The following is a 16,554-nucleotide window of genomic DNA, read 5'->3' as shown; positions in this document are numbered from 1 at the left end:
CCACCGTATCCGCGCAGAACGACTACTTTGGATATTCGAGTGCGATTCGGACACCAGATTAGACTTTTGTAAAGTTGGGCTCGACATTTACAGACGAATGCAAATCCTTATCCGTATCGTCGGCCTGTGTTCAGTTGCAATGGCATCCGGTAAGGTCGACTTCTTCAACGACACAGGCGGTTACGGTTTCATCTCGACGGACGACGCAGACGACGACGTGTTCTTCCACATGGAAGACGTCGGCGGCGAGGACCTCACGGAAGGAACCGAGATCGAGTTCGACATCGAACAGGCCCCCAAGGGTCCGCGCGCGACGAACGTCGTTCGCCAGTAACTATCTCGTCCGTCGCCACACGGCGACTCGACGCGACTTCGTTTTTTGAGCCGAGTCAATCGCCCGGAGCGGCCGCTGTTCGCCGGCGTGTGGCTTCGGTCGTCCGGCTCTCTCCTCGGGACCCGATTCAGCGCTTACTGTCGCTCGCGGGTTGAAGTGGGCTCGGGCGATTCGAACCACGGTCACTCTACTCGCTCCGCTCGTTTCGTTCTCTGCTTCGAACCGCCCTCAGTGATGTTTCTGGGCTCACGTTGTTCGCCACAGAGACATGGGCTCGGGCGGATTCGAACCACCGATTTCGGCCTTGTAAAGGCCGCGTCATAACCAGCTAGACCACGAGCCCGTACCCCGACAAATCCGGGCCGCACCCATAACGGTTACTTTCTGTCCCGGAACGCTTACTCCCGTGTCGCCCGTTCTCTCGTTCATGTCCTCTCGGAGTCTCGTCGCGATTGTCGCCGTCCTCCTCCTCACCGTCGGCGGCGTCGCAGCGTACGACCTCGGCTATCTGGCCGGCGGCGAGTACGAACGGACGACCGTCACCGTCGTCGAAGAGGGGACGTGCGACACGCTGGCGGCGGTCGATGCCCGCGTCGCCGACACCTTCGAGAAGCGATACACCGGGCTGAGCGACACCGAGTCGCTCGACGCCGACGAGGGGATGCTTTTCGTCCACGACTCGGAAGGCCAGCGAGCGTACGTCATGCGGGAGATGGCGTTCCCCATCGACATCGTCTTCGTCGACGCCAACGGCACCATCACGGCGATCCACCACGCGCCGGTCGAAGACGGGAGCGACGGGCAGCTAACCCGGTACGAGGGGACCGGTAAGTACGTTCTCGAGGTCCCGTACAACTACACCCGCGACAACGGCATCGAGGTCGGCGACCACGTCCGCGTCGACGAGTGAAGGACCGAAACCCCCTCGTCCCCCGGGAGACAGAGAGGAGGTATGGACAGCGTCGACGCTCTCTCTACCCTCGATGGATGGCACGCCGAAGGGTTCGCGGCACGCGTCCACTACCGGGGTGCCGACGACCGGTACAGTGTCGAGTACTACGCGCCCAGCGACTGCGTCCTCTACTGGAAGGTGAAAGACGACGGAGAGACCGCAGTCCCGGTCGGCCGCGACACGGTTCCGACACCCCTCCGCGAGCGGATCCGACGGGACCTCGCCGACGCGGATATCGACCCCGAGATCGAGTCGCGAGTGCTGTAGACGTCGACCGCGTTTTCTCCGTCCTCCCGTCGGCCGAGGTCACTTTGCCGGTCCGGTCGCGCCGCCACCGGACGCTAGTGACGGCCCTCGGAGACGAAAGTGATATGATGGTTCGAAGACATGAGAAGATCGGGTGGGTGCATAGATGGAGTTTCAGTTCGACTGTGGGTGTGGGGAACAGGTTTCAGACTTCACGCGAGGGGACAACGAAGAGATCACGACGCGCGTTCGCTGCTCCGGCTGTGATGCGGTCTACGCGTTGACGCTCACTCCGATCGTCAAACGCGACGCCTGAGAACGCGGCCGTCGCCCCGCGAGCGGAGTCACCGAGAAGTTCTCGCCGAGCGCACTCGGCTCGATGCTCCTCGAGGAGACGGGGTTTCGATTCGTAGGGAACCACTTTTGTTCGCTCGGCCCGGCGACAGTACAATGAGTCTCTCTTCCGACGAGGACGACCCCTTCGAGGAACAACGTGAACGGGCCGAGAACCCCATGCGTCGGTTGTTCACGGTGTACGGCGGCGACAACGCCTTCCAGTTCGTCGTCGGCGTCGTTGCGAGTATCGTCGCTCGCGTCCTCGATCTCTTTCCCCCCGTCATCCTCGGGCTCGCGATCGACGCCATCTTCCGGGACACGAAGTCGTTTGCCGGCGGGTTCCCGCTCGTCCCGGAGGCGTGGATCGCACCGTACGTCCCCGCCGACAAGACCGGCCAGTTCTTCTTCGCGGTCGGGCTCATCGGTGTCGGCTTCTTCGGCGGCGCGGCGTTTCACTGGGTGCGAAACTGGGGCTGGAACTCCTTCGCACAGGAGATCCAACACGACGTCCGTACCGACACGTACGACAAGATGCAGCGGCTGAACATGGACTTCTTCGCCGACAAACAGACCGGCGAGATGATGTCCATCCTCTCGAACGACGTCAATCGTCTGGAGCGGTTCCTCAACGACGGGATGAACTCCTTCTTTCGGCTGTCGGTGATGGTCGTCGCTATCGCAGCCATCCTCGTGTCGTACAACTGGCAGCTGGCGCTCGTCGCCCTGCTCCCGGTGCCGGTCATCGCGCTGTTCACCTGGCAGTTCATCAAGATCATTCAGCCGAAGTACGGCGACGTGCGCTCCTCGGTCGGACAGATGAACTCCCGACTGGAGAACAACCTCGGCGGCATCCAGGTGATCAAGACCTCGAACACGGAGACGTTCGAGTCCGACCGCGTCGACGACGCCTCGATGGACTACTTCGACGCCAACTGGGGGGCGATCAACACCCGCATCAAGTTCTTCCCCGCCCTGCGGATCATCGCTGGCATCGGCTTCGCCGCCACGTTCCTCGTCGGCGGACTCTGGGTGCTCACCGGCGAGGGCCCCGGTCCGTTCACCGGAACGCTCGAGATCGGAGAGTTCGCGACGTTCATCCTGCTCACCCAGCAGTTCGTCTGGCCGATGGCCCAGTTCGGACAGATTATCAACATGTACCAGCGCGCTCGCGCCTCTAGCGCCCGCATCTTCGGGCTGATGGACGAACCGTCGCGCATCGTCGAAGAGCCGGACGCCGACGACCTCGTCGTCTCTGAGGGGCGCGTCGAGTACGACGACGTCACCTTCGGCTACGACGAGAGCGAGACGATCGTCGAGGACGTCTCGTTCACCGTCGAGGGCGGCGAGACGCTCGCGCTGGTCGGTCCGACGGGTGCGGGGAAGTCGACCGTCCTGAAACTCCTCCTCCGGATGTACGACGTCGACGAGGGGGCGATCACCGTCGACGGACAGGACCTCCGTGACGTGACGATCCCGAGTCTCCGACAGGCCGTCGGCTACGTCAGTCAGGAGACGTTCATGTTCTATGGGACGGTCGAGGAGAACATCGCCTACGGCACGTTCGACGCCAGCGAGGAGGAGATAGTCGAGGCCGCCAAAGCCGCCGAAGCTCACGACTTCATTCGGAACCTTCCCGACGGCTACGACACGGAGATCGGCGAACGCGGCGTGAAACTCTCCGGCGGGCAGCGCCAGCGGCTCTCCATCGCCCGCGCCATCCTGAAAGACCCCGAGATCCTCGTGCTCGACGAGGCGACCTCCGACGTCGACACGGAGACCGAGATGCTCATCCAGCGCTCGCTGGACCGACTCACCGAGGACCGGACGACGTTCGCCATCGCCCACCGTCTCTCGACGATCAAAGACGCCGACCAGATCATCGTCCTCGAGGACGGACGCATCGTCGAGCGCGGGAGTCACGATGACCTCCTGTCGGAGGACGGCCTCTACGCCCACCTCTGGGGTGTACAGGCCGGCGAGATCGACGAACTCCCCGAGGAGTTCATCGAACGCGCGAGTCGTCGACAGGCCCGAACCGAGGCCGAAAGCGACGACTGAGTCGAGACGGTCTGCGACGCTCGGCCCGAAACGGCCGAGAAAAGTCCGATTCCGTCAGTTAGACCGACTCGTTGGTGTCGGTCTCGTCTGTCGTCTCGCTCTCGACGCCGCGGTCGCTGTACCCTTCTCGGCCGACGGCCTCGGCGTCGACCATGTTCTTCACTGCCGACCGGACGTCGTCAGCGTCCTGGAACTCTCCGTCGGTCGGTTTGTACCCCTCAAGCGCCTCCTCGAACGTCATCTCCCCCTTCGGGAAGTCGAGTTCGCGGTCGCCGTACTCCGCGACGAGATCGTCCTTCGACGCAGGATAGTCGTGGGAGTCCAGTTCGTCGTCGAGGTCGCCGAAGTCGACACCGTGCTCGCGGTCGTCGGAATCGCTGTCGGTCATACACCTTCGGGTACGCCGCCGGAGTTGAAACCGCCTGTGGCCGTCGTCCGCACCGAGGCTTACAAGTCGCTCGCTCGTCTGCGGTCGGTATGCAGCTCGCAGAGGCAACATGGACCGACGTCGACGACTGTGACACCGACCTCGCGCTCCTCCCGGTCGGCAGTACCGAACAGCACGGCCCGCACGCACCGCTCGGCACGGACACCGTCACCGCGACCGCCGTCGCCGACGCTGCCGCCGACGCCTACGACGGCGAGGTCGTCGTCGCCCCCGCTATCCCCGTCGGCGTCGCCGAAGAGCACCGCCAGTTCACCGGGACGCTGTGGGTCTCGCCGGACACCTTCCGCTCGTACGTCCGCGAGACGGTCCAGAGCCTCGCCAGCCACGGTTTCGACCGAGTGGTCATCGTCAACGGTCACGGGGGGAACGTCGACGCACTCAAGGAGGTCACGGGGATCGTCTCGCGTCACGACGACGCTTACGCCGTCGCCTTCACCTGGTTCGAGGCGGTCGGCGACCACTCCGGCGACATGGGTCACGGTGGCCCGCTGGAGACGGCGATGCTCCGCTACCTCGCACCGGAGACTGTCCACGAAGACCGTATCGGGGAGGCCAGCGCGGGCGCTTCCGACGGGTGGGGCGAGTGGACCTCCTACGTCAACCTCGCGCACGACTCGGCGGAGTTCACCGACAACGGCGTCGTCGGCGACCCTGCCGACGGCGACGCCGACCGCGGCGAGACGTTGCTGACGCTGGCACAGGAGTCACTCGTGCGGCTGCTCGAGACTGTCGCGACGCGGGACGTCACTCGACCCGAGCATCGCTGAGCGGCACTACTCCTCGTCTTCTTCCTCGCTCTCGTCGGCCGCGTCGGCCTCCGACTCCTCGTCTGCCGCTTCGTCGTCCGCTGCCTCAGCGTCCTCCTCGCTCTCGTCGGCCGCGTCGTCTGTCGCGTCCTCGCGTGCCTCGGCCGCCTCGTCGAGTGCACCGCGGAGTTGTGGCATCGTGCTCGTCAGTCCGCCGACCTGCTCGCGGGCGTCCTCGAGCATCTCGATGACCTCCTCGACGGCCTGAATCTCCTCGACGAGGTCGTCTGCGTCCTCGAAGGCGTCCGCCCGCTCGCCCATCGTGTACCACTTCTTCGCCTGTCGGAGGTGCTCCTCGGCGTCGCCAGCGTCGAGTCCCGAGCGCAGTCCGTTGAGGACGCCGAGGACGTTGTCAGCCTCCGTGTTCCAGATCTCGTCGCTGTCCGGCAGCTCCGCCCACGCCTGCCGGAGATGCGTCTCGACGTCCGCGCGCATCTCGGCCGCTGCTTCGCCGAACAGATCGTCGTTTTCGAGCGTCGACTGACTACTCATAGCCCTCTTTTTGTCCTTCCCCCATTTAAAAACGCGCCCGAAAGTGAAAGTGAAATCGGGGGAGTCGCCCGTCCAGATAGTCGAACTCGTCGTACCTATTCGTCGACAGACACGAGCTTCATCAGCGGGTAGTCGCCCTCCATCTCCATCTCGGTGTGAACGGTGATGCCCTCGTATTCGACGCGCATCCGGACCTCCATGAACCGCCCCGTGAGTTCGGTGTAGTCGGCCGACTGGGCGGCGAGCGTCTCCGCGAGGACGTCGTCGAGGATGTCGACGTCGACGGCCACGCAGTGCGGTTGGTTCTCGATGGCTTCGGCCATCGCCGTCTCTAGACTGCGGGCAGAGGCGGGGCTGACTGGCGTGCCCGCGAACTGGTGATAGAGGGTCCCGAACTTGATGCCTGCCTCGAAACACGCCTCGTGTGCGTCTGTCGGCATAGCCGTCGAGTCGGTACGACGTCGCTAAATTCTGTCGAGTCGCGGGACAGAACCGGACGTTACTTAGCCTCTGACTCTCCAATATGCTCCTGAATGGACGACCCGGTTCTGCTCACGGGTGCCGGCGGGCGCGTTGGTCAGGCCATCCTCCGCGATCTCGCCGACGACTACGACTGGCGACTGCTGGACCGCGAACCGCTTCCGCGCGAGAAGATCCCCGAGAGCGTCGACGACGACGCCGTCTACGTCGCAGACGTCACCGACGACGACGCCGTTCTGGAGGCCGTCGACGGTGTCGGCGGGATCATCCACCTCGCGGGCGACCCGCGTCCCGAAGCGCCGTGGGACAGCGTGCTCCGCAACAACATCGACGGCACGCACACGATCTTCGCGGCCGCCGTCGAAGCAGGCGTCGAGAAGGTCGCGTTCGCCTCGTCGAACCACGCAGTCGGTGCCTACGAGACCGACGACCGCACGCCCGACCTGTACCGCCCGCACGACGAATACCGTCTCGACGGGACCGAACCCCCCCGTCCGAGCAACCTGTACGGCGTAAGCAAGGCGTCGGGTGAGATACTCGGTCGCTACTATCACGACAACCACGACCTCTCGGTCGTCTGCGTCCGCATCGGCAACCTCACGCGCGGCCACCCGCCGTGGAACTACGAGCGCGGACAGGCGATGTGGCTCTCCTACCGCGACTGTGCCCATCTGTTCGACCGCTGTCTCCAGGCGGACTACGGCTACGAGGTCGTCTACGGCATCAGCGACAACGAGCGCAAGTACTACTCCATCGACCGCGCGCGTGACGTGCTCGGCTACGACCCCATCGACAACTCCGCGGAGTTCGAACAGCATCCGAAGAACCAGTAACCCTTCTCAGTCGAACAGCCCGGCGACGTCGCGCTCCTGCTGCCGTCGCCGCTCGACGTGTTCCGACAATCGCTGGTAGATGACGTCGCGGTGGGTATCGTCGGCCGCGAAGTCCATCACGAAGGTGATGAAACGCGTCCGTGCGCTCCCCAACTCCTCGCGTGCGAACTCGATACCGGCGGCGACGACGGCCTCGTCGTACCGGTCGTACTCGTCGGCGAGGACCTCCGCGGCGACCGAAGCGGCCTCGAACTCGAGATCGCCGGGGAGCAGCGTCTCGCCGTCGATCGCCAGCGACGGCGGTCGCGTCCGCTCGATCCGTTCGGGGTCGGTCCGAAGCGACGCGAGCGCAGTCCGAACCGCGTCGACGTCGACGCCGCGATAGGTCGCTGGCAGGACGGAGAGATACTCGCGTGCGCTCTCGGCGAGTCCCGTCGCACCTGACCAGTTACCTCGACGCGCGTGGTAGACGGCGGCGGTGAACTGGATGAGTCCGTGGAGGAACCGTTCGTCGTCGCTTCCCCGCTCCAGTTCGAGCCAGTGAGCCTCCCAGGCGTCGTGGGCGGCGTGGTACTCGCCGGCGTTGTAGACGGCGACACCCGCCCGGAGGATGTCGTCCATACTCTCCTTTCTCGGCAGCGACCTAAAACGGTTCGTGAAGCGTTCTCGGCGGTTAGGTCGGGGATACTCGACGCACACGACGAGAATACATATATCGCTGCGCGACCGACAGTATCCTGTGTGATAACACATGGCAAGCACCGCCCTTCGAACGACTCGTCCGGGTGTCGGTCGATGAACCTCCATCCGACCTGCATCGACTGCGGAGAAACGTATCTGAGCACGAACGGTTACCACGGCTACTACTGTCCGACCTGCCACCAGGCGTGGCGCGGCAAACAGCGGCCTGCCCCGAAGCGTAGCCGGCGTCTCCGCCTGTCGGGCCGCCTCCCCAAGCAGCCGACGCCGTCGACGCGACCCAGCGTCACCCGCCGTCCGCCCGAACGAGACGTCTCTCGTCCCCGCGTCCGAGAGGACTGATCCGCTCGCCCCTCCACCGACGTCGTCGACTCGACTGCCGGTCGACCCGGCTAGTGACGAGTGTACTCGTCTTCACTCTGTGCCCGTTCCGGCAACCGGCGTCGCCGGTGACGACGTGAGCGTCCTGACGGAGTCCCACGCGAGCGGACGCGAGCGTGGGGCAAGTCAGGTCGTGAATGAAATGAACGTCCTGACGGAGATTTGAACTCCGGTCCCTGGCTCCGCAAGCCAAGAGGATAGTCCACTACCCTACCAGGACATGTGTGCTTTCGCGCAGTCTCGCACTGCGTCTGCAACTCTACCAATTCGACCCACTTACTTAACACCCCCGGTATAGCTGCCGTGTGCAGCATGTACGCACGGGAGAGAATCGCACGACAGCGGCGTGCTCGAACGACGGAACGAGTACGAGACGGCGAAGGGGTCAACGGAGGCACAAAGAGCTTTTTGACTCTACAGAAGGTCTTTGAAATCACTCACCGAAGGTAGAGTATGAAACGTCGAACGTTCCTGCGAACCGCGACGGCGACGCTGGGCGTCGGGTCGATTGCCGGCTGTCTCGCGAACGAGGACGCACCGGGCGGTGACGGTACGAACACGGGCACCGAGACGGACGAACCGACCGACACACCGGCGGACGGGACGACGACGGGCGAGCAGACGACGTCCGAACCCACGACCGACGGGTCCTCGACCGACGAACCTACCGACACCCCCACGTCGACAGCGGACGCCGAGTCGATAGCGTCGAGTACGCTCGAAGCCACCGGCGACTGTTCGGAGACGGGGACGGCGAGCGTCGCCTTCGAGTCGCCCGACGTCGTCGTCACCGGCTGTATCCAGGGGCCGAACGGCTGTCACCAGCCCGTCCTCGGCGACGTCACGATGGACGGGGACACGCTGACGGTCGTCGTCACCACGGAAGAACAGGGTGGCGACGTCTGCACGCAGGCGCTCGTCCAGCGCAGCTACGAAGCGACGGTCAGTTTCGAAGGCGAACTGCCGGCGACGGTCAGCGTCGTCCACGAGAGCATGGGCGAGCGGACGACCGTCGCCACGGCCGACCGGTAGCCGATCGGGAGCGATCGGCAGTCGGCTCGCTCTCGGTGGGGGCGACCACCCGAACCTTTTTGACCGAGTTCGCGGCCAGACGCGGCATGGTCGCGACACCGGACAATCCGCGTCGGCGGCAGGAAAAACCGCCAGACAGCGTCGAGTCGTCTCGACAAGGACAACGCTTAAGCGCGCGCTCACCTTGCTTGGCTACACGATTATGGGCGCGATAGAGGACGTCTACGAGGGCCTCGAAACAGAGGTTTCTTTCGAGGAGTTCGAGGCGGCAGTCGAGGAGAAAGTCGAACAGATGGGGGGGCTCGCGGACGACGAGACGGCGGCGATGCTCATCGCCCACGAGCTGACAGACCAGGGTGGGGAGGTGAGCGGGATCGCCGACGTCGAACCGGGCATGGACGAGGTGAAGTTCCTCGCGAAGGTCGTCAGCATCGGCGAACTGCGAACTTTCGAGCGCGACGGCGAGGACGAGGACGGCCGCGTCGTCAACGTCGAGGTCGCCGACGAGACCGGGCGACTCCGCGTCTCCTTCTGGGACGAGATGGCGGCGGACGTCGTCGACAGCCTCGAAGTGGGTGAACTGCTCCGTGTCGCCGGTCGCCCGAAAGACGGGTTCAACGGCGTCGAGGTCAGCGTCGACAAGGCCGAACCCGCTCCCGACGAGGAGGTCGACGTCCAGCTGCTCGACAGCTACCAGGTCGAGGACCTCTCGCTCGGCCTCTCGGACGTGAACCTCAAGGGGAAAATACTCGACACCTCCGAGATTCGGACGTTCGACCGCGACGACGGTTCGGAGGGCCGCGTCGCCAACCTGACGGTCGGTGACGAGACGGGTCGCGTGCGGGTGACGCTCTGGGACGAGCAGGCAGACCGCGCCGACGAACTCGACGCCGACCAGACGGTCGAGGTCGTCGACGGCTACGTCCGCGAACGGGACGGATCGCTCGAACTCCACGTCGGCTCGCGCGGCGCAGTCGAGGAACTCGAGGAGGAGGTCCAGTACGTCCCCGACACCGCCGACATCGGCTCGCTGGAGATCGGACAGACGGTCGACATCGCCGGCGGCGTCATCGAGACCGACCCCAAGCGCACGTTCGACCGCGACGACGGTTCGCAGGGACAGGTGCGGAACGTCCGCGTCAAAGACGAGACGGGCGAGATCCGCGTCGCCCTCTGGGGCGAGAAGGCCGACACCGACGTCGACCTCGCGGACCACGTCGTCTTCACGGACGTCGAGATCAAAGACGGCTGGCAGGACGACCTCGAGGCCTCTGCGGGCTGGCGCTCGACGGTGAGCGTCACGCGCGACAGCGTCGGCGACGGTGGAAGCGACTCGACCGCCGCAACCGGGAGGAGCGAACAGGGGCTCGACGCCTTCGGCGAGTCCGACGACGCGTCCGAGCCGGGCGATGACGCCGAGACGACGACCGCCGAGAGCGCGAGCACGAGCGGCTCCGGCACGGCCGCGGCGGTCGCGACGAAGGCCGACGACGCGAACGGCGAGACCGTCGAGTTCACCGGGACGGTCGTCCAGGCGGGGAGTCCGGTCGTCCTCGACAACGGGACGAAGACGCGAAGCGTCCGCACGGACGCGCGGCTTCGACTCGGCGAGGAGATCACCGTCCGCGGGACGCTTCGCGACGGTACCATCGACGCCGACGACGTGTTCTGAGTCGGCCCCGTCCCGCGTTCGACTGCCCAACGACGCGGCGAGGGCTGAGCAGCCCGCGTCTCGACTGCGGAAAGGGCCTTAACGGAAAGGATTATACAGCGCACGGACCGGTATGTGGGTATGAGTGTTGAGCTGCCGTTCGCCCCGGTGGACACTATCATCCGGCGCAACGCCGGCAATCTCCGGGTGAGTGCGGACGCTGCCGAGGAGCTCGCGCGTCGCATTCAGCAACACGGCGCGGTCCTCGCGAAGGACGCCGCGGTACACGCGACCGACGACGGTCGAAAGACGCTGATGGCCGAGGACTTCGGCGTCGAACAGGTCGTCGAGCGCGCGGACCTCGAACTCCCCATCGCGCCGGTCGACCGGATCGCCCGCCTCGAGATCGACGACCGATACCGCGTGTCGATGAGTGCGCGCATCGCGCTGGCGGATATCCTCGAAGACTACGCCGACAACGTCGCCAGCGCGGCCGCCAAACTCGCCCACCACGCCGACCGGAGAACCATCCAGGCCGAAGACATCCAGACGTACTTCTCCCTCTTCGAATAATGCGCTTCGGCTACAGCGACACCTGTCTCGAACACGACACCGGTGCCCGACATCCGGAGACGGCCGACCGACTGCGGGCGATCAAGCGTGGGCTGGCGAAACGACACGGCGTCGAGTACGTCGACGCCGACCCGGCCACGGAGGACGCTGTAGCCGCCGTCCACGACCCAGACTACGTCGAGGAGGTCAAGCAGTTCTGCGAGAGCGGTGGCGGCAACTGGGACCCCGACACCGTCGCCAGCGACGAGACGTGGGACGCCGCACTCCAGAGCGCGGGACTCTCACAGTGGGCGGCACGCGAGGCGCTCGACGGGAACGCGGGGCGACAGACCCCCTTCGCACTCGGTCGGCCGCCGGGACACCACGCCGTCGGCGACGACGCCATGGGCTTCTGTTTCGTCAACAACGCCGCCGTCGCCGCACAGGACGTCCTCGACGACGACCTGGCCGAGCGCGTCGCTATCTTCGACTGGGACGTCCACCACGGCAACGGGACACAGGACATCTTCTACGACCGCAGCGACGTCTTCTACGCCTCGATCCACGAGGACGGCCTCTACCCCGGGACGGGCGAGGCCGACGAGATCGGCGACGGCGACGGCGAGGGGACGACGCTGAACGTGCCGCTTCCGGCCGGGAAGGGCGACGCGGACTACCTCTTCACCATCGACGACCTGCTCGCGCCCGCACTCGACCGGTTCGACCCCGATCTGCTCGTCGTCTCGGCCGGGTTCGACGCCCACCGACACGACCCCATCTCCCGGATGCGCGTCTCGACGGAGGGCTACGCACTGATGACCGATCGCGTTCGCCGTCTCGCCGACGAGGTCGACGCCGCACTGTGTTTCGTGCTCGAGGGCGGCTACGGACTCGACACGCTCTCTGAAGGCGTCGCGACGGTCCACGAGACGTTCGACGGTCGCGAACCGATGGATCCCGACGACTCGCCGGACGAGAACACGGAGGAACTGATCGCGGAGCTCCGGTCGACTCACGGTCTCGGCTCGAAGTAGGCCCGAAGCTCCGAAGCGAACTCCTCGGCGAGCGCGACGACGTCTCCGTCGACAAGTACGGTGTACGACTCCTCTAACTGTCCTTCGATCTGTGCGCCGAGCGCGACGTCGAACAGCGCGTCGCTCTCGAGGAACGCTCGCGGCGTGGTGAACTCGCGTTCGCGTTCGACGACGTAGCGACTGCCGTCGAGGAACGGGCCGTAGACGTCGGCGTCGGCGTACTTCTCGTAGAATCCCGTCGCATGCTGTCGGACGTGGACGGGCGGGCCGTCGTGTCGCTGTATCGTCGGGAGCGCGTCGACACCGAGTTCGACGAAGAGCACCGCGCGGTCGAACGGTGCCCCGTCGTCGGCGTCGTCTCCGGTCTCGCTGGCGAACGCCGTCGCTCGTAGCGGCTCGAACTCTCGACGGTCGAGTTCGGAGACGACGCCCTCGAGCGACTTCTCCAACTGCGGGTAGAGTTGATCTTCGACGACGGCCGGCGCGTCGAAGGCGACGGCGACGGGGGTGGTCCCACGACGGTCGAGTTGTGCCCGGAGTTCCTCGGCCGTCATCGGGGGGCGTTCGGAGGGAAAGAACAACTCCTCACGAGGGTCGGCGAGCAACTCGCGGGCGTAGTGTTGGAGTCGTGCGACGTTCTCCGCGGAGAGCACGGCGGCGACGTTGCGCTCGGGGTCGGTCGGGTCGACGACGACGAGCGGGTCGGAGAACGATCGACGGCCGTGATCTTCGGGGTCGCGTTCGACTGGGGGATGCCAGTCGGCGGCGGCCGCGACGAGCGGTTCGAAGCCGCCATACTCGAGGACGAGCAGTTCCGCGAGGTAGCCCGAGAACCCCTTGGTCCGGAGGTCGCTGCCGTAGGCGCCGATCCCCTTCAGGAACCGTTTGAACACGCGGACGTCGGCGGCGAGGTCGTCGTCGAGTCGGTCGAGGAGGTAGGCGTTGTGGAACGGCGTCCGGTCGACCGCAGAGCGGATGTCGGTCGCGGCGGGGACGTCGTAGCAGGGGACGAGGTCGACGTCGAACCCCTCGAACTCGCCTTTGACGTAGGGGTGTTCGGCGAACTCCTCGTGGCCGTCCGGGAGCACCTCCCGGCCGACGGCGAGACCGAACCGCTCCAGCTCCGCGCGGGAGAGTTCCGGTGGGAAACGGACGAAGAGGTCGATGTCGCGGTCGCCCGCGAGCCACGTCCCGCGGGCGGTGCTTCCGACCTGCACGACGTCGGCCGTCACGGGGCGGTCCGCGAGCGCCTCCCGGACGCGCTCTGAGAGTGCGGCGGCCGCCGCCGCGAGACGCTCGCGCTCCGCGGGATCGGGGTCGATGCGTTCGCGGACGCGGGCGACGACGGTCGCGAGCTCCGCGGCGTCCTCGGTGGTCATGTCCCGGTCTTTCCCGGGCGGCGGCGAAAGGATGTCGGTGTCGCCTGCGCCGAGTGAGACCGACAGACGGCGACTGAAAGCGAAAACACTTTCAAATAACCTCGAATACGTAGAGATGCAACGAGCCGTCGTAGCTCAGATGGTAGAGCACCTCGCTGTTAACGAGGTGGTCCCAGGTTCGAGCCCTGGCGACGGCGTCCCTCTCTCTCTCGTGGCTCACATCCGAAAGCGGCGTACTGAGACTTTCGATGACCGTCTTCGTCTATCGATCGGCGCCGACAGCCCGTATCCTTTGACCGGTCGTCGAGACCCGATACCAGAGATGTCGATGTCACGTGCTATCACCAGTCAGCCGACCGACCGAAACGAAACCGCTTTCAAACTCTCCTGGATAGAGGAGACTACAGTAAGCCGTCGTAGCTCAGATGGTAGAGCACCTCGCTGTTAACGAGGTGGTCCCAGGTTCGAGTCCTGGCGACGGCGTTCTCGTGACTCGCTTCCGTGAGTAGTGTGAGTGCTGTCCGTCGGCGTCGGAGTGACAGGACAAAGCAACGCTAAAGGGGTATCCGAGGATAGCACCGTACGAGGGCCCTTAGCTCAGTCTGGTTAGAGCGCTCGGCTCATAACCGAGTGGTCATTGGTTCGAATCCGATAGGGCCCATAACTCATCCGCGAGCGACAGCGAGCGGTGAGTTTCACGCTCTATCGGTTCGAAGCAGGGAACGAAGCAAAGCGGAGTGACCGTGGTTCGAATCCGACAGGGCCCATCTGGGTCACGAGGCTACAGTCATTACTGTAAGGCCTTTTTCGCCTCGATTGTCGCGGAGACGACGTAGTCACTGACGTCACGTTCGTCATCCCACTCTCGAATAAATTCCTCACTCTCGGCTTTCGGCTCGATTCGGATCTGCTCGAACCCGGCGTTCGACAGCATCGTCTCGATCTCCGGAACCGGAGACGCACCGGCGACACAGGACGCGACCGAGTCGGGGTCGGCGTGTACATCGCTCGGGAGTTGTGCAGTCAACACGACGTCGGAGATGGCGAGTCGGCCTCCGGGCCGAAGCACCCGATTCGCTTCGTGGAACACCTGCTGTTTGTCCGGAGAGAGATTCACCACACAGTTCGAGATGATGACGTCGACCGTCCTGTCGGCGACAGGGAGGTGTTCGATCTCGCCGAGGCGGAACTCCACGTTCGTCGCGTCGTTCTTCGCTACGTTCTCGCGGGCTTTCACGATCATCTCTGGCGTCATATCGACGCCGACGACACGCCCTGAGTCTCCAACTTCCTGCGCTGCGAGGAAGCAATCGAATCCCGCCCCCGACCCGAGGTCGAGTACTGTTTCACCAGCCTCCAAGGCAGCGATCGCGTTCGGGTTGCCACAGCCGAGTCCAAGATTCGCGCCCGCTGCAACGCCGGATTCGTCCTCTTCAGAGTAGCCGAGTTTCCTGTTCAACTCCTCGCGGTCAGTAGTCGAACTGTCTGAACTCTCACAGCAGCTCGAGTCGTCGGTGGCGATTCGGGCATACCGCTGGCGAACCGCACGACGCTGTTCGTCGGGTGAGAGTCCGTCCGTCTTCGAGTCCGAGGATTGGTCGTGTTCACTCATCGGTCTGCCTCCGAATCTCGCCGAGTGCGTCGAGAATGCGCTCTGCTTCCGCGGTTGCCGCGTAGTATCGCCACCGACCCTCCTTCCGCCGCGTGACGAGTCCAGCGGTGTACAACCGAGAGAGTGCCTGACTGACAGCGCTCTGGCTCACTCCGAGTGCGGGTTCGAGTTCACAGACACACACGTCTCCGTCTGCTTCGGCGATGAGTCTGAGCGCCTCGTAGCGCGTGTCGTTCCCCATCGCAGACAGCACCTGTACGTCTGCGGCGAGTTCCGATTCGGTCAGCGTGTGTTCCGCCGTACAGCACGCCTCGGCTGTGTCGGGTTGGTGTGACGGCGAGTTCTGAGCCATTTTAGCGATTGCTAATATTAGCGTCCGCTAATATATGTGTTTCGCACAGCATAGGAGATACTAACAGTTGTCCACACCGAGTGATTTGCAAAAAGCGGCGATTCATTCTGATGGGCGATGAACCGTACGAGAGAGTCGGTTGCCGTTGTTCCGACACTACCGTTGGAACGAAGCGTCGCTGTTCACTCACCGATGTGGAAGTAAACTCGCTTCCGTGCGTCAGAGAGGTCGACTGCCTCTTCAACTACGTCACACAATTCGAGCGCGTCAACCGCTCGCCGAACCGTGCTTCTGTCCAGACCCGTTTCGGCAATTAGCCTCGACTGCGACGCTCGTTGTTCGTGTTTTATAATCTGATAGACGAGTTTTGCACTCGCCGTCTGGTGAGCGACACACGCCCGTCCTGTTGATCGCTCAGTCATGCTTAGTCTACTCGAGAAGTTCGTCGAACAGGCCCGAGACGCGCCGTTCGATCTCGTCGCGAATTTCGCGAACACTGTCCAAGTCCTGTCCGTCGGGATCATCGAGTCCCCAGTCGCGGTTCTCACCGCTCCAGGTCGCCGGGCAGACGTCTCGAGCCGAACAACCCATCGTGATAACGTAGTCGGTCTCTCGGAGTTCTTCAGGCGTAATATCACGAGGCGTTTTCTTCGAGAGATCGATGCCTTTCTCTTGCATCACTTGAACGACTTCTTCATGGACATGGTCTGCGGGTTGCGTCCCCCCAGTGAGAATCTCGATCTCGTCCTCCACGCCGCGTTGCGCCCGTCCCCGTTCGGCGAACGCTGTTGCCATCTGGCTTCGACCCGCGTTCTGCACGCATACGAATGCGACTTTCATATGAGCGTCTCTTTCAAGTGAGACTATATCCGTTGTG

General features: G+C 64.4%; 22 protein-coding genes and 5 tRNA genes. 16 read left to right on the top strand and 11 right to left on the bottom strand.

The features are described 5' to 3' along the window. The first annotated feature begins 139 nt into the window (after positions 1 to 139). Positions 140 to 334, top strand: a complete 195-nt coding sequence (locus tag BSG17_RS21480; RefSeq protein ID WP_089827438.1) for a cold-shock protein — start codon at positions 140 to 142, stop codon at positions 332 to 334. A gap of 269 nt (positions 335 to 603) precedes the next feature. On the opposite strand, the gene BSG17_RS21475 is transcribed toward BSG17_RS21480, so the two are convergent. Then, positions 604 to 677, bottom strand: a tRNA-Val gene (locus BSG17_RS21475). 84 nt (positions 678 to 761) lie between these two features. On the opposite strand from BSG17_RS21475, the gene BSG17_RS21470 reads away from it, so the two are divergent. The 4 genes from BSG17_RS21470 to BSG17_RS21460 all read left to right on the top strand — a co-directional run bounded on the left by BSG17_RS21470 (position 762) and on the right by BSG17_RS21460 (position 3,926). After that, on the top strand, positions 762 to 1,244 hold the full coding sequence (locus BSG17_RS21470) for a DUF192 domain-containing protein (protein ID WP_089827437.1): 483 nt from the start codon (positions 762 to 764) through the stop codon (positions 1,242 to 1,244). Positions 1,245 to 1,286: 42 nt separating this feature from the next. After that, entirely contained in the window at positions 1,287 to 1,553 is a 267-nt protein-coding gene (locus tag BSG17_RS21465; protein WP_089827436.1) for a DUF7538 family protein, read from the top strand. Between the two features lie 145 nt (positions 1,554 to 1,698). Next, positions 1,699 to 1,848, top strand: coding sequence for a hypothetical protein (locus BSG17_RS27265; protein ID WP_170864902.1), 150 nt, complete (start codon positions 1,699 to 1,701; stop codon positions 1,846 to 1,848). 134 nt (positions 1,849 to 1,982) lie between these two features. Continuing rightward, a complete protein-coding gene (locus BSG17_RS21460) occupies positions 1,983 to 3,926 on the top strand; it encodes an ABC transporter ATP-binding protein (protein ID WP_089827435.1) in 1,944 nt (647 codons plus the stop codon). 58 nt (positions 3,927 to 3,984) lie between these two features. Here BSG17_RS21460 and BSG17_RS21455 read toward each other — a convergent pair whose 3' ends face one another. Next, positions 3,985 to 4,314 carry a DUF5789 family protein gene (locus BSG17_RS21455; protein ID WP_089827434.1) on the bottom strand — a complete coding sequence of 110 codons (330 nt, stop codon included), beginning with the start codon at positions 4,312 to 4,314 and terminating at the stop codon, positions 3,985 to 3,987. Between the two features lie 89 nt (positions 4,315 to 4,403). Between BSG17_RS21455 and BSG17_RS21450 the strand changes: the two genes are divergently transcribed. Then, positions 4,404 to 5,141, top strand: a complete 738-nt coding sequence (locus BSG17_RS21450) for a creatininase family protein (protein ID WP_089827433.1) — start codon at positions 4,404 to 4,406, stop codon at positions 5,139 to 5,141. A gap of 6 nt (positions 5,142 to 5,147) precedes the next feature. Here BSG17_RS21450 and BSG17_RS21445 read toward each other — a convergent pair whose 3' ends face one another. Both BSG17_RS21445 and BSG17_RS21440 read right to left on the bottom strand, forming a co-directional pair. Then, on the bottom strand, positions 5,148 to 5,672 hold the full coding sequence (locus tag BSG17_RS21445) for a DUF5790 family protein (protein ID WP_089827432.1): 525 nt from the start codon (positions 5,670 to 5,672) through the stop codon (positions 5,148 to 5,150). Between the two features lie 95 nt (positions 5,673 to 5,767). Next, positions 5,768 to 6,112: a dihydroneopterin aldolase family protein gene (locus tag BSG17_RS21440; protein WP_089827431.1), complete on the bottom strand. Its 345-nt coding sequence runs from the start codon at positions 6,110 to 6,112 to the stop codon at positions 5,768 to 5,770. Positions 6,113 to 6,205: 93 nt separating this feature from the next. Here BSG17_RS21440 and azf point away from each other — a divergent pair, with 93 nt between their 5' ends. Continuing rightward, positions 6,206 to 6,985, top strand: a complete 780-nt coding sequence (azf, locus tag BSG17_RS21435; RefSeq protein WP_089827430.1) for an NAD-dependent glucose-6-phosphate dehydrogenase Azf — start codon at positions 6,206 to 6,208, stop codon at positions 6,983 to 6,985. A gap of 6 nt (positions 6,986 to 6,991) precedes the next feature. On the opposite strand, the gene BSG17_RS21430 is transcribed toward azf, so the two are convergent. Further along, positions 6,992 to 7,606, bottom strand: coding sequence for a DUF309 domain-containing protein (locus BSG17_RS21430; RefSeq protein WP_089827429.1), 615 nt, complete (start codon positions 7,604 to 7,606; stop codon positions 6,992 to 6,994). 174 nt (positions 7,607 to 7,780) lie between these two features. On the opposite strand from BSG17_RS21430, the gene BSG17_RS26420 reads away from it, so the two are divergent. Both BSG17_RS26420 and BSG17_RS28390 read left to right on the top strand, forming a co-directional pair. Next, positions 7,781 to 8,026: a DUF7564 family protein gene (locus tag BSG17_RS26420; protein WP_139246753.1), complete on the top strand. Its 246-nt coding sequence runs from the start codon at positions 7,781 to 7,783 to the stop codon at positions 8,024 to 8,026. Between the two features lie 79 nt (positions 8,027 to 8,105). Beyond that, on the top strand, positions 8,106 to 8,231 hold the full coding sequence (locus BSG17_RS28390; protein ID WP_280141208.1) for a hypothetical protein: 126 nt from the start codon (positions 8,106 to 8,108) through the stop codon (positions 8,229 to 8,231). Here BSG17_RS28390 and BSG17_RS21425 read toward each other — a convergent pair. Then, positions 8,213 to 8,285 (bottom strand) — tRNA-Arg (locus BSG17_RS21425). The genes BSG17_RS28390 and BSG17_RS21425 overlap by 19 nt on opposite strands. Before the next feature lie 233 nt (positions 8,286 to 8,518). Here BSG17_RS21425 and BSG17_RS21420 point away from each other — a divergent pair. The 4 genes from BSG17_RS21420 (at position 8,519) to BSG17_RS21405 (ending at position 12,334) form a co-directional block, all read left to right on the top strand. Next, entirely contained in the window at positions 8,519 to 9,097 is a 579-nt protein-coding gene (locus tag BSG17_RS21420; protein WP_089827428.1) for a hypothetical protein, read from the top strand. A 202-nt stretch (positions 9,098 to 9,299) separates the two neighbouring features. Continuing rightward, positions 9,300 to 10,769, top strand: a complete 1,470-nt coding sequence (locus BSG17_RS21415) for a single-stranded DNA binding protein (RefSeq protein ID WP_089827427.1) — start codon at positions 9,300 to 9,302, stop codon at positions 10,767 to 10,769. Positions 10,770 to 10,889: 120 nt separating this feature from the next. Beyond that, positions 10,890 to 11,321, top strand: coding sequence for a histone family protein (locus BSG17_RS21410; protein ID WP_089827426.1), 432 nt, complete (start codon positions 10,890 to 10,892; stop codon positions 11,319 to 11,321). Next, a complete protein-coding gene (locus tag BSG17_RS21405; protein WP_089827425.1) occupies positions 11,321 to 12,334 on the top strand; it encodes a histone deacetylase family protein in 1,014 nt (337 codons plus the stop codon). Before BSG17_RS21410 ends, BSG17_RS21405 begins: the two co-directional genes overlap by 1 nt. On the opposite strand, the gene cca is transcribed toward BSG17_RS21405, so the two are convergent. Next, positions 12,313 to 13,713 (bottom strand): CCA tRNA nucleotidyltransferase, encoded by a 1,401-nt coding sequence (cca, locus tag BSG17_RS21400; RefSeq protein ID WP_089827424.1) that lies wholly within the window; start codon positions 13,711 to 13,713, stop codon positions 12,313 to 12,315. The genes BSG17_RS21405 and cca overlap by 22 nt on opposite strands. A gap of 124 nt (positions 13,714 to 13,837) precedes the next feature. Here cca and BSG17_RS21395 point away from each other — a divergent pair. The 3 genes from BSG17_RS21395 (at position 13,838) to BSG17_RS21385 (ending at position 14,374) form a co-directional block, all read left to right on the top strand. Next, positions 13,838 to 13,910 (top strand) — tRNA-Asn (locus BSG17_RS21395). A 213-nt stretch (positions 13,911 to 14,123) separates the two neighbouring features. Next, a tRNA-Asn gene (locus BSG17_RS21390) sits at positions 14,124 to 14,196 on the top strand. Positions 14,197 to 14,299: 103 nt separating this feature from the next. After that, positions 14,300 to 14,374: transfer RNA gene (locus BSG17_RS21385), tRNA-Ile, on the top strand. Positions 14,375 to 14,503: 129 nt separating this feature from the next. On the opposite strand, the gene BSG17_RS21380 is transcribed toward BSG17_RS21385, so the two are convergent. The 4 genes from BSG17_RS21380 to BSG17_RS21370 form a co-directional block, all read right to left on the bottom strand. After that, positions 14,504 to 15,325, bottom strand: coding sequence for an arsenite methyltransferase (locus BSG17_RS21380; protein WP_089827423.1), 822 nt, complete (start codon positions 15,323 to 15,325; stop codon positions 14,504 to 14,506). After that, on the bottom strand, positions 15,318 to 15,677 hold the full coding sequence (locus tag BSG17_RS21375) for an ArsR/SmtB family transcription factor (RefSeq protein WP_089827422.1): 360 nt from the start codon (positions 15,675 to 15,677) through the stop codon (positions 15,318 to 15,320). Before BSG17_RS21375 ends, BSG17_RS21380 begins: the two co-directional genes overlap by 8 nt. 182 nt (positions 15,678 to 15,859) lie before the next feature. Next, positions 15,860 to 16,099 (bottom strand): winged helix-turn-helix transcriptional regulator, encoded by a 240-nt coding sequence (locus tag BSG17_RS28765; protein ID WP_170864901.1) that lies wholly within the window; start codon positions 16,097 to 16,099, stop codon positions 15,860 to 15,862. Between the two features lie 7 nt (positions 16,100 to 16,106). Then, positions 16,107 to 16,517 carry an arsenate-mycothiol transferase ArsC gene (locus BSG17_RS21370; RefSeq protein WP_089827421.1) on the bottom strand — a complete coding sequence of 137 codons (411 nt, stop codon included), beginning with the start codon at positions 16,515 to 16,517 and terminating at the stop codon, positions 16,107 to 16,109. Positions 16,518 to 16,554: the final 37 nt, after the last annotated feature.

The sequence above is a fragment of the Halogranum amylolyticum genome (assembly GCF_900110465.1).
Lineage (GTDB): Archaea > Halobacteriota > Halobacteria > Halobacteriales > Haloferacaceae > Halogranum > Halogranum amylolyticum.
This window is presented reverse-complemented; position numbering and strand designations above follow the sequence as displayed.